The organism is Thalassotalea fusca (assembly GCF_053485835.1).
The window spans coordinates 340,568-353,250 of record NZ_JBQRUN010000003.1 but is presented as its reverse complement, the minus strand read 5'-3'; the positions used below and the strand labels follow the sequence as shown (position 1 = coordinate 353,250).

Below are 12,683 nucleotides of genomic sequence, written 5' to 3'. Positions count from 1 at the left end.
CTGTTTCGAAGATTATGTATTTTTTAACGTAAGGTGAGTTATGCGTGGCATGAAATTTAAAGTAAAACTTGGGGCAATCGCGATGTCGAGCTTAGTGCTCATTAGTGGTTGTCAATCGGATCAGGGCAGTCAGGCACCTGAACCAATACCTGTGACTTCAGAGAATGTAATTTCGATAGGTGACCGCTTCTACCATATAGCCAAACCGACTGCGTCATTTAATCCAAACAGAGTATACAAATTACTAATGGCATTTCACCCCTCTGGCGGTTCTGCAGGAGGGATGCAATCATTAACACAGTTTGAAACACGCTCAGACGACTATATTGTCGTTTATCCACAATCAAAGGTGGAAGAGTGGGAGGAAGGTTGTATGTGCAATAAGCCTTATCGTTTAGGAGTAGACGATTTGTCATACGTAGATAATGTAATTGCTGATGTAAAAACACGTTTTCATATTGATAGTAATGAAATTTACGCCGTTGGGTACTCGCAAGGTGGGTTGTTTACCCAGAACTTATTGTGTAATCGTAGTCATGTGTTCAATGGTATCGTTTCGGTTGGCGCGCCTATGTCAATTCAATTGTCGGAAACTTGCTCCATAGGAACACCGACAGATTACATGATGGTACATGGCACAGCAGACAACGTGCTTCCCTATTATGGACGGAACCAATCGACATTTACACTTATCGCAAGTGAAAAGGCCATTGAAGTAATTGCGAGACTCAACCAGATTACTGTCGAAAAACAAATTACTGATCCGAATGACAGAGTGCAGGTGCATGAGTATCGAGGTGAAGAGACTGTTAATAAGCTAATTGCCGTTAAAAAAGGTGGTCATAGTTGGCGTTTTACTGGCTATGAGACCAGCGATGAGGTATTACAGTTCTTTGAGCAAGTGAGCAATACTAATTTACCAGACAACAGTCACATATATAACGTAAATGATCGAAAGTATCATGTTCGTTCAATGGGCGACAATACAGAAAAGCCTGCGATAATCTTGCTATCCGGTCCTAATTACAACTTCCATAGTGATAGTGCGTGGTATTCGTTGTTACAACCTGTGCTTGCCGAGCAATATCGTGTGCATGTTATTGATAGACTCGGTAACGGCTATAGTGAATTTAGTGAATTAGCTTCTTATCAGGCACTGGGAGACGATTTACCCGAAATTCTGAAAGCTATCGAGGCACAGAGTGTTCTATTGGTAGGTTTTTCATCGAGTAATATTGCGACCAAATTGTTCATCGACAACCACAAAGCAAATTCAGCGATTGATTTAGCGGGCGTAGTCTGGATTGATCCGGATACATTGACCGATGATAGTATCGCGTTTTACCAGGACTATCCGGTATCTTGGTATCGTGAAAAGTTGCCACAACTTATACCTTATCTTGAATCAGGTGCATGGACCGAACGGACAGCAGCAAAAGTTGCACTCGAAAGAGAAGAAATTGCGTCGCTTATTCCACAGCAATGGCAAGAAAAAATGGATTGGACATATTTCGACGATATTAGCCAACGCCGTTTATCGATTGCACACCAGCAAACGAGAGCGATAGAAATCGCGCATTATCATGATGATTTGGAATTATCGCGCCAATTCACATTTACAAACGCAGTGCCGATTTCAATCATCGACTCTGACTTTGAACTAAAAGACATTGCCAATGCTAATGAAGAAGATAAACCACGATTGATAAAATGGATGAACGATAGCAGCGCATGGAGCGAATCCGTCAGTGCACTGACCGGTGGTGTTTATCATGCACTAGAAAATGCGGATCACATGGTGATGTTTGAACACCCTCAAGCGATTGTTGACGTGATTGAGCAAACACTAGCGTTGTCACAATAACCTTATAGTTGGTGACGTTGTAGCTAAAGCATTATAAGATTTGAGACGCTTTGTGTTGTTATGAATTTAGGGTATTCATTGATAACAGCACAAAACGTCTTTTTTTGTTCAAACATTCATACCCGCAAGTTTCACATAAGATTCACATAAGAATTTAATACGCATTTATACTTAATTTTAGTGTCGCTGAGTAGTTACAACTGGTCAAACACTTGGAAATCACTTGGTATTATTGACTTATAAAATTTAGTTATTTACCTGAGTCATATTCCTTTAAAAATAATTTAATAATTAGGTGGTAAAAACATACGGTTCTGGTAATCTCTTATGCCCTGAACGTGAAGTTGAACATAAATTGTTCACCACGGTGGAATTGAGCAAAATAAATATCCACATTAATAAAAATAAAAATAAATGTGATAAAAAGGATTTTCTTCTTACCTTTTTTCATTTTAAAACAGTGACTTAAATAATGCGGCTTCATAATAAATTTAATTTATTGTGAGGTGTTTTCGTGCTTGTCAACAAAGTTATCCACAGAAGTTTTCTATATTTAATAACTTATCGTTTGAATCGCTAGAGACTACAAACGCTTTATGGCATGCTTAGCGACATTTTAAGCTGACGGCAAATTTCTATGACTGACCAAACGTTCTCGCCACTCATACTTGTTGATGGTTCTTCTTATTTATTTAGGGCATATCATGTGCCTTATTTGCAGGCATTGTCTACTGCTGATGGTCAACCAACTGGTGCAATTACCGGCGTGTTAAATATGATCAAAAGCCTCAGTAAAGCGTACCCTAACGGTAATATCGTGGTGGTATTTGACGCTAAAGGCAAAACATTTAGGAATGATTTATATCCTGAATACAAAGCAAATCGCCCTCCTATGCCCGATGACCTTCGCACGCAAATTGCGCCGTTACATGAAATGATTGACGCAATGGGGCTTCCTTTACTCGTAATTGAAGGCGTAGAAGCTGACGATGTCATCGGTACTTTGGCGAAGCAAGCCAGTGACGCTGGTATAGAAACAGTGATTTCAACTGGCGACAAAGATATGGCACAGCTGGTGACACCTCATGTGAGATTGATCAACACCATGACGAATGTCGAATTAGACGAAGCTGGTGTAATTGAAAAGTTTGGCGTTCGCCCCGATCAAATCATCGACTACTTAGCCCTGATGGGAGATAAAGTTGATAACATTCCTGGTGTAGAGAAATGCGGACCAAAAACAGCCGTAAAATGGTTACTTGAACATGGCACGTTAGATGAAGTTATCGCTAACGCAGATAAGGTAAAAGGCAAAATTGGCGAGAATCTTCGCACTGCGCTTGCGCAATTGCCTTTGTCTTATGAATTGGCGACGATCAAGCTAGATGTTGAGCTACCTCAGGCACTGGAAGAATTAGTACCGAAAGCGCCTGATGTTGAAAAACTCACGACACTTTTCTCCAAATTTGAACTGCGCCGTATGTTAGCGGATCTATCAAGCAATAGTTCAGACGAAGAAGCAACACCGAAAGCATCGGCCCCTGCAGTAGATGTTTCCTATGACATCATATTTGAGCAAGCAGACTTAAACGCATGGATTGATAAGTTAACTACCGCCGAATATTTTGCATTTGATACTGAAACAACGAGCATCAATTACATGCAGGCGGAATTAGTTGGTTTGTCTTTTTCGGTAGAGCCGGGTAAAGCGGCATACGTACCACTTGCGCATGACTATGATGGTGCACCAACGCAACTTGATCGTGACAGTGTACTTGCTCAATTAAAGCCACTACTAGAAGATGCTAAGCAGTTAAAAGTCGGTCAAAATCTCAAATATGATGCCAATGTATTATGCCATTATGGTATCAATATGAAGGGTATTGCCTATGATACGATGATTGAATCGTATTGTTTTAACAGTGTTGCAACCCGACATAACATGGATGCATTGGCTGAAAAATACCTAAATCATAAAACGGTACATTTCGAAGATATAGCGGGTAAAGGCGCAAAACAACTAACGTTTAATCAAATCGCCATAGATAAAGCCGGGCACTATGCCGCAGAAGATGCAGATATAACCTTGCGACTACATCAAACGCTATATCCGCAATTAAGTGAATCGCCTAACCAGTTGTCGGTATTTCGTGACATTGAAATGCCTTTACTACCCGTATTAGCAAAAATGGAACAGCATGGTGTACTCATTGACAGTGACTTATTAGCTGAACAAAGTGCATCGTTGGGGGCAAGACTTGATCAGCTGGAGTTGGAAGCACATAACATTGCTGGCCAAACTTTTAATCTTAGCTCGACTAAGCAACTTCAAAAGATACTATTTGAAGATTTAGGTATTCCAGTTATTAAGAAAACGCCGAAAGGAGCGCCATCAACCGCAGAGGAAGTATTGCAGGAGCTGGCGCTTGATTACCCACTGCCCAAGATTATTCTCGAACATCGCAGCCTCAGTAAATTAAAGTCAACGTATACTGATAAACTCCCTTTGATGGTGGCCAATCAAACAGGACGTGTACACACTTCATACCATCAAGCAGTAGCTGCGACAGGGCGTTTGTCGTCAACAGATCCTAACTTACAAAATATCCCTATTCGTAGCGAAGAAGGGCGTAAGATACGAGACGCATTTATCGCGCCTGAAGGTTTTAAAATTGTCGCCATAGACTATTCACAAATTGAATTGCGAATTATGGCACATCTATCAAATGACCCAGGTTTAGTCAGTGCATTCTCTGAAGGACGAGATGTGCATCAGGCGACAGCTGCAGAGATCTTTGCGGTAGATCTAGAGGAAGTGACCAGCGATATGCGACGTAGTGCGAAAGCTATCAACTTCGGGTTAATCTACGGTATGTCAGCTTTTGGCTTATCAAAGCAGTTGGGTATCGCACGTAATCAAGCGCAAGATTACATGGACAAATACTTTGAGCGTTATCCTGGCGTGCTTACGTATATGGAAGAAACTCGTAATAAGGCGAGTGAACAAGGTTTTGTTGAAACCCTATTTGGTCGTCGTTTATATTTACCAGATATTAAAGCTAAGAATGCAATGCGCAAGAAAGCGGCAGAACGAGCAGCGATAAATGCACCGATGCAAGGTACTGCGGCAGATATCATCAAGAAAGCTATGTTAGCGGTTGATCAATGGATTGAAGCGCAAGGTGATGAACGCGTTAAAATGACCATGCAAGTACATGATGAACTCATATTTGAGATTCATCAGGATATTGTTGAGCAAACCGTTGAGAAGCTAGTGGCGATAATGAATGATGCGGTGTCGTTAAACGTTCCTTTGATTGCCGAAGCGGGTGTGGGGGATAACTGGGATCAAGCGCATTAGTCGGCAATACATTGCGAATTTTGCATCACTTCAGCATTAATCTACGCAATTAAATGAAAAGCCATGTTGAAAATGGCTTTTCAACTTTCTGTACCAATCACTTGTCTAATTCATGTTATTTACTTTCATTTTGAGTTGCAAAGTCGAAAGTTAAGTGTGTTATCTACAGACTTAGTAGTTATTTTTGGTAAATAAATTACTATTTCGTATTTTTATTACATTTCGTTGTTGCTTTTTTAGAGTAGCTGCTCTACAATCACAATCGTTCCTAACGCGAACGCTTGTTGTAATAATATTGTATATTTTTAGCTTTCCTCATAGCTAATAAGCCGATAGCTTGTCTATCGGCTTTTTTTATGCTCAGGCTTCGTTGAATCCTGAGCCCGTCGAAGGGCGTCAAGCTCAGGATCACACGAGGCGGTATGACGCGATGCCATGGCCCTTCGATTGCTTCGCACTCAGGATGAGCGCAAATACAAAGGAGCGTCGATGTCCAGAACCGACGGTATGACGCAGCGCCATTAAATATCCCGTTTACCCTGAGTAGGAGATCCGACGTATCGAAGAAGGTACGGTTTTGGTTCGAACAAATAGAGCAGAAATATCGTTGGAAGTGGAGAGATCCACGATTGCGTCGATAAATTGGTAAAAATATTGAATACCAAGAATCCGATAGACAGCTAAATCAATCGGATTCTGGGTCAACAATTGGTTCAATAGGGCGGGGCTTACTTCTACCTGATTTGCGCAGTGCATCGCGTAGCACATATTCAATTTGCGCGTTCAGGCTCCGTAGCTCATCGTCCGCCCACATTTGCATTGCTTTTAGAATCTCTTCATTTATCCGCAGGGGATACGCTTTTTTCGCCAAACTTACCTCAACTCAATAAAATGTCAGTCACATCATATTAAGATGTGACTGCTCAGGTGTATTAATAAAGGCTTCCGGTGTTAACCACTGGTTGTGCTGCTTCGTCACTACAAAGTACCACGAGAAGGTTGCTCACCATTGCGGCCTTGCGCTCGGCGTCTAGTTCAACGATGTCGCGTTCAGCCAAGTGTTGTAGCGCCATTTCCACCATTCCCACGGCACCTTCAACGACTTTTTGACGAGCGGCAATTATCGCCATTGCCTGTTGGCGACGAAGCATTGCATTGGCAATTTCTGGTGCATAGGCGAGGTGACTTATGCGAGATTCAATGACGCGTACACCTGCTTTCTCTAAACGCTCCTGTACTTCTGATTTTAACGCTTCAGAAATCTCTACAGGGTTGCTACGCAGAGAAATGTCTTCATCTTCATGATGATCATATGCATAACTGGTCGCTAAATTACGTAATGCTGATTCACTCTGGATAGAGACAAAATCTTCGTAATCATCTACCTGAAACACTGCTTCAGCAGTGTCAACAACTTCCCAAACGATAACCGCTGCAATTTCGATAGGGTTGCCGTTCTTGTCGTTAACCTTGAGTTTACTGCTTTCAAAGTTTCTAACTCGCAGTGACACCGCCATTTTTGTATAAAAAGGGTTAGCCCATCTGAGGCCGGGAGCATGGACCGTTCCCACATATTTGCCAAAAAGCTGAAGTACTCGCCCTTCTTTTGGGTTCACCATGAAAAAGCCAAACCAACAGGCGAAAATAGCGAGTGTTGCTAGCGCGCACGGTAAAAGTGCCCCAATGCCGAGTGGTGCAGCTTTGATTGTGAGTGCCACAGCAGCCAATTGCAGTACCAGTAATACAAATATAAATAATATTCCATTAGGCGCATGTACTTCGCGTTCAGTAATCATAGACTTTCCTCAAATATGTCTAAAGTTGATATCATAATGATATCACTTTTTTGGTTTGTCAACTTAAAGTGACTATATCGAAAAATTCAGTAACAATTATTTAACGTGTTTTCTTGGCATTTGGTCGAGGCTGCATGGCACGCCAGCAAATTGTTCTGTTACACTGACATTCGAAAAAAACTAGATAGCAACCACTGGGGAAAGTATGAAAAAATTTGCCATGCTAGTAGTAGCAAGTGCGCTTGTCGCTTGTACTACTAGTGAAACCACATCGGTTAGTAATGGAGTGACTGCCAAAGCGTCAGTGACATATCCTGAAACCGCAAAAAACACAGTCGTAGATACCTATTTTGGTCATAAAGTTGAAGATCATTATCGTTGGCTTGAAGATGACATGAGTGAAGATACTGCGAATTGGGTCAAAAAGCAAAACGAAGTGACATTCGATTATCTCGCTAAAATTCCTTATCGTGAGCAGTTAAAAGAACGTCTTTCTGAGTTATGGAACTATGAAAAAGTAGGTGCGCCGATGAAGCATGGCGATTATACCTATTTTTACAAAAATGACGGATTGCAAAACCAATATGTAGTATATCGTCAAAAAGGGGATGGACCTGCGGAAGTATTCCTTGACCCTAATGAATTTAGTGAAGACGGTACGACGTCATTAGCACAGCTAAGTTTTTCAGAGAATGGAAAAATTGCTGCTTATTCAATTTCTGAAGGCGGTAGTGACTGGCGAAAAATCATCGTTATCGATGTTGAAACGAAAAAAGTGATCGAAGATACATTGATTGATGTTAAATTTTCGGGCATTTCGTGGAAAGGTAACGAAGGCTTCTATTATTCAAGTTATGACAAGCCAAAAGGTAGTGAGTTATCGGCAAAAACGGATCAACACAAGCTGTACTACCATAAGCTGGGTACTGCGCAAAAAGATGATCCTGTCGTATTTGGCGGCACGCCTGAACAAAAACATCGCTATGTTGGTGGCTATGTAACTGATGATAATCGCTATCTGGTTATTACTGGTTCGGTTTCTACCTCAGGTAACCGTTTGTTCATTAAAGATCTAACTAAAGAAAATAGCCCACTAGTAACTGTGCTTGATCACACCGATTCAGATACTTATGTTATCGAAAATGAAGGTAGCAAGCTGTTTTTAGTGACAAATCTCAACGCGCCGAACAAGAAAATTGTGACGGTTGACGCATCAGCGCCTACGTCTGAAAACTGGGTAGATTTTATTCCAGAAACTGAGCATGTGTTAACGGCTTCTACAGGTGGCGGTTACTTCTTTACTGAGTATATGGTTGATGCAATTTCAAAAGTGTATCAATACGATTATGCAGGCAAAAAAGTACGTGAAATTAAGCTGCCGGGTGTAGGCAGTGCAAGTAGCCTTTCAGGTGAAAAAGAAGACGAAGTCTTGTACTACCAATTCACTAACTACAAGACGCCTTCAACCATCTATGCGTTTAATGCAAAAGAAGGTAAGACTGAACTGTATCGCAAATCGGGCGCTAAATTTGACAGCGACCAATACGAATCGAAGCAAGTTTTCTATACCTCGAAAGACGGTACAAAAGTACCAATGATCATCACTTACAAAAAAGGCTTACCATTAAACGGTAAAAACCCAACATTGTTATATGGTTACGGTGGCTTCAACGTTAGCCTCACTCCTTCTTTCAGTGTTACACGCGCTGTATGGTTAGAGCAAGGTGGCATTTATGCCGTTGCTAACCTACGTGGTGGTGGTGAGTACGGTAAAGATTGGCATAATGCGGGTACGCAAATGCAAAAACAAAACGTATTTGATGACTTCATTTCGGCAGCAGAATACTTGATTGACCAAGACTACACGTCAAGTGACTATTTGGCGATTAATGGCGCATCGAATGGTGGCCTACTTGTTGGTGCGGTTATGACTCAACGCCCAGACTTATTCCGAGTCGCGTTGCCGGGCGTTGGTGTATTAGACATGTTGCGCTATCACACATTTACTGCAGGTGCAGGTTGGGCATATGACTACGGTACAGCAGAGCAAAGTGAAGAAATGTTCAAGTATCTTAAGGGTTACTCGCCTGTTCACAATGTAAAAGCTGGGATTAAATATCCAGCAACACTTGTGACTACAGGGGACCATGATGACCGTGTAGTTCCTGCGCATTCTTTCAAGTTTGCAGCTGAATTACAGGCGAAACAGGCTGGTCCATTGCCAACAATGATCCGCATTGAAACGAATGCTGGGCATGGTGCGGGTACGCCAGTATCGAAAACAATCGAGCAATATGCTGATATTTTTGGCTTCACCTTATATAACATGGGTTACGAATCACTACCAAACTAGTAATTTGTAAACCTTTTGTCCTAGCTCGCTGTCTCAGCGAGCTAGGATATTTATTTCTGAATATTAAATCATCGATTATTCTCAAACTGTAAATTCAGCTCCTTTCTTATCCACGCCATAAAAAGTGCTAGTCGCTTGAGTTTGGCTGAACTCGGATCATAAACAAAGTAACGTTTGACGACATTGGGATGTGGCAAATCTAGTGGAATAACAAGCTCTCCCGCTGCCAACAACTCTCCACATAAATAATGGGCGACCATTGCACAACCATGACCATTTAACACAGCGTTTAATGCCATATCTGTACTTTGCACTTTGGTCCATCGTTGATGTGTTTGATATTTATTGGAGCCATAATGATCGAACCATGCCTGCCAATCATAAGGACCTCGGCTGTCTATGCTCACCAGCCAAGTGTTAAGCAAATCTTCTGGCGCGTTGAAATGATGTTCAGTTGCTAGTTTTGCTGAACAAACGGGTATCACTTTATCTTGCCCAATATATTCACAGGTTAGTGAATCAGCAGTATTCTGCTCAACATTAATACCAAAACGTATCGCAAGATCAATATGATGCTCTTTGAGGTCTTCAAAATTGGCCGATGATAGGATGCGAATTTCAATATCAGGGTACAAAGCCAAAAACTTATGTAATCGAGGCATTAACCACAACGCAGTAAATGCTTGGGTCGAAGTAACAGTTAGCTCGCCTGCTAACGTTTCCTCGCTTACATCGTTTATGCCTTTTTGTAGAATGCTAAGCGCTTGTTGCGTCGCTTCTAGCAGGGTTTTCCCTTTGGCAGTCAGTAACATTTGCTTGCTTTTGCGGACAAAAAGCTGGCTGCCTAAGATGCTCTCCAATTGACGCATTTGTTGACTTACGGCTGCTTGCGAAATACAAAGCTCATTTGCTGCCTTACTATAACTATTAAGTCTGGCTGCACTTTCATAGGTTCGTAGCAAATTTAAGTTTCTAAGCGCTTTTTCCATAAATCGTTTCCAGACTGTCATATTTTAAGTGATATAAGGAATACTTATATCACAAAACGTTTTTGATCGTTGGTCTTCATTCTTATTCGTTGGCAAAATATCACCATTAAAACTGAGTAAATAGCTGATATTTAAAGGAGTAATTGTGAAAAATGATTTATTTCGTTCGTTACACGAACAAGAGCATTGTCTAGAGGTTTGTAATGTTTGGGACGCAGCAAGTGCAAAAGTCGCTAAACAATTGGGTTATCAGGCGATCGCAACTTCAAGCGCGGCAATTGCCGCCATGCTTGGTTATGAAGATGGTGAGCAAATGACGTTCGACGAGTTGCATTTTATTGTAGAAAGAATCGCAAATGCGTGCGATTTACCACTTACGGTCGATATCGAAGGCGGTTATAGTAACGATCCACTAGTAACAGCAAATCATATTAAGCGTCTGACAGTACTGGGTGTTGTCGGTATTAATATTGAAGATAGCATTGTCGAAGATAAACGTATTCTCAAAGACGCGAATCGCTTCGCAGGATTCCTCTCTGCGGTTTCTTATCAACTGAAAAAGGATAACGTTTCGGTTTTCATTAACGTACGAACAGACACTTTTTTGTTGCTAGCTGAAAATCAGGTCTTTGAAACATGTCGTCGGGCAGCGCTGTATAAATCAGTGGGCGCTGATGGCCTATTTGTACCGGGAATAGTTGACGAACGAGACATTCGTGAAGTAGTTGCTCAAGTAGATTTGCCAATAAATGTGATGTGCATGCCAAACCTTCCTGGCTTCACAAAGCTTAACGACATCGGTGTAAAACGAATTAGCATGGGGAATTTTTTATTTGAGCAAGCTCAACAAAAGCTGTCAGCTTCATTAGAGCAGATTGCCTCTGATAGAGATTTTCATTCGGTTTTTCATTAACAGAATATACAAATGCTAAAAGGGAAGGCTAATGCCTTCCCAGAGTCTGAATTAAGTTGTAACTATTGAACAAGAGGTTAAAGCTTTGATACTTTGTATCCTTTGTCAGCTAATAGTTCGATAACATTCTTGTCACCAGCTAAGTGACCTGCCCCTACCAATACAAACTCGCGATCTTGGTCGTCGAACATTTTTTCAATAAGCGGTACCCAATTCATGTTACGATCAGTAAATAAGGTTTTAAAAGTAGCCGGATCTTCTTCAGCAACAGGCTTAATCATTAAATCGTCAATTTTATCCATGTCACCTGAACGCCATGCTGGCAATAGTGCGGTGAACATTTCTTTGAAGCTTTCCATTTGACTTAGTGTTGAACGAATTAAAGTATCTTCGTTGTCCTTACCCATATTTGCTAGCATATCTAATTGAAATTCTAACGATTCTAGATACTCAATTGGTTTTTGTTCACTCTTAGCTTTTTTACTAAAGTAAGTATCTACACCTTCACCAGCAAGTTGTGCACGTTGTGCTTCCATCATGGCTACCATTGAGATGATGAAACCAGGTTTGAATCCGTCAAGTTCCTTTACGTTCGCGCCGAATGCAGCCAAATATTCGCCCAGTGAATTATAGGTTTCTTCCGAAATTACGTGAGATAGGCGTTTTCCGTCTGAGTATGACAACCTTTGTAGCAATGCCATTTGAGCAGCCTGATCTTGTGGGTCAGGTAGTTTAGTTTCCAAAACAATAGCATCGCTTTGCTTATAAGCATTTTCAAATTCTACCGGTAATGGGAACTGATCTGCAGGTAATATGTGTACCGTGCCACCAATGAATACATGGTCATCTCCCTTAGACACTTTCCATACTGACGATTCAGCTAGCGCGTTACCCGACATTAGTGTAGTAGCTGCCACTGTTGCTGCAGCGATTAATTTGCGTAAAGTGTTTGGTTTCTTGTTCATTGTGTTTTTCATGTTCGTTGTCCTTGTGTCTAAATTGTAACTTATGTTTGCTTTAACTGGTTAATTGATTAGTGGTTTACGTTGTTCGTCAAAATTGAATGTGCGTTTATGCTAATTTGCTCGCTCAATTCATTAGTAATACCGTTTATTTGCTGTAGTGTTTGTTTTTGAGCAACAGTATTCAACTTCTCATTGATATTTTTGTTAATGTGATTAAGTTGCACAGGTAAATTGCTCATCTGTAATAACTGTACGGGTAAGGCGTTCATCTGCAGTGCACTATCTTGCGCTTTAGGTGTATTTGCTAATGCAGCAGTAGATAGCAAAGATGTTCCTAATAATGCGATTGCTAAAGTGCGTTTAGCTTTATTTGTATTAAATGTCATATTCGTCACTCCATTTTATGAATTAATTATGTGTGTCGGTGTAAACAGAAGAGCGT

The 12,683-nt window shown here is 41.1% G+C and carries 9 protein-coding genes; 4 read left to right on the top strand and 5 right to left on the bottom strand.

Annotated features, from left to right (window positions below; translation table 11 throughout):
• Positions 1 to 49: 49 nt before the first annotated feature.
• Together ACSLUK_RS05910 and polA are read left to right on the top strand one after the other, a co-directional pair.
• Positions 50 to 1,864: an alpha/beta fold hydrolase gene (locus ACSLUK_RS05910; protein ID WP_448547608.1), complete on the top strand. Its 1,815-nt coding sequence runs from the start codon at positions 50 to 52 to the stop codon at positions 1,862 to 1,864.
• 637 nt (positions 1,865 to 2,501) lie between these two features.
• A complete protein-coding gene (gene polA, locus ACSLUK_RS05905; RefSeq protein WP_448547607.1) occupies positions 2,502 to 5,225 on the top strand; it encodes a DNA polymerase I in 2,724 nt (907 codons plus the stop codon).
• Between the two features lie 685 nt (positions 5,226 to 5,910).
• Here polA and ACSLUK_RS05900 read toward each other — a convergent pair.
• Together ACSLUK_RS05900 and ACSLUK_RS05895 are read right to left on the bottom strand one after the other, a co-directional pair.
• The gene (locus tag ACSLUK_RS05900) at positions 5,911 to 6,096 is read right to left on the bottom strand and encodes a type II toxin-antitoxin system antitoxin (protein ID WP_448547606.1); all 186 of its coding nucleotides are present in this window, start codon (positions 6,094 to 6,096) and stop codon (positions 5,911 to 5,913) included.
• Positions 6,097 to 6,157: 61 nt separating this feature from the next.
• Positions 6,158 to 7,021: an SPFH domain-containing protein gene (locus ACSLUK_RS05895; RefSeq protein WP_448547605.1), complete on the bottom strand. Its 864-nt coding sequence runs from the start codon at positions 7,019 to 7,021 to the stop codon at positions 6,158 to 6,160.
• Between the two features lie 205 nt (positions 7,022 to 7,226).
• Here ACSLUK_RS05895 and ACSLUK_RS05890 point away from each other — a divergent pair, with 205 nt between their 5' ends.
• Positions 7,227 to 9,374 carry a prolyl oligopeptidase family serine peptidase gene (locus ACSLUK_RS05890; RefSeq protein ID WP_448547604.1) on the top strand — a complete coding sequence of 716 codons (2,148 nt, stop codon included), beginning with the start codon at positions 7,227 to 7,229 and terminating at the stop codon, positions 9,372 to 9,374.
• Positions 9,375 to 9,442: 68 nt separating this feature from the next.
• Here ACSLUK_RS05890 and ACSLUK_RS05885 read toward each other — a convergent pair whose 3' ends face one another.
• Positions 9,443 to 10,363, bottom strand: a complete 921-nt coding sequence (locus ACSLUK_RS05885) for a LysR substrate-binding domain-containing protein (protein WP_448547603.1) — start codon at positions 10,361 to 10,363, stop codon at positions 9,443 to 9,445.
• A gap of 145 nt (positions 10,364 to 10,508) precedes the next feature.
• On the opposite strand from ACSLUK_RS05885, the gene ACSLUK_RS05880 reads away from it, so the two are divergent.
• Positions 10,509 to 11,276, top strand: a complete 768-nt coding sequence (locus tag ACSLUK_RS05880; protein WP_448547602.1) for an isocitrate lyase/PEP mutase family protein — start codon at positions 10,509 to 10,511, stop codon at positions 11,274 to 11,276.
• 77 nt (positions 11,277 to 11,353) lie between these two features.
• Here the strand turns inward: ACSLUK_RS05880 and ACSLUK_RS05875 are convergent, their stop codons facing one another.
• Together ACSLUK_RS05875 and ACSLUK_RS05870 are read right to left on the bottom strand one after the other, a co-directional pair.
• Positions 11,354 to 12,253: a TraB/GumN family protein gene (locus ACSLUK_RS05875; protein WP_448547601.1), complete on the bottom strand. Its 900-nt coding sequence runs from the start codon at positions 12,251 to 12,253 to the stop codon at positions 11,354 to 11,356.
• A 56-nt stretch (positions 12,254 to 12,309) separates the two neighbouring features.
• Positions 12,310 to 12,627 carry a hypothetical protein gene (locus tag ACSLUK_RS05870; protein WP_448547600.1) on the bottom strand — a complete coding sequence of 106 codons (318 nt, stop codon included), beginning with the start codon at positions 12,625 to 12,627 and terminating at the stop codon, positions 12,310 to 12,312.
• Between the last annotated feature and the right edge of the window lie 56 nt (positions 12,628 to 12,683).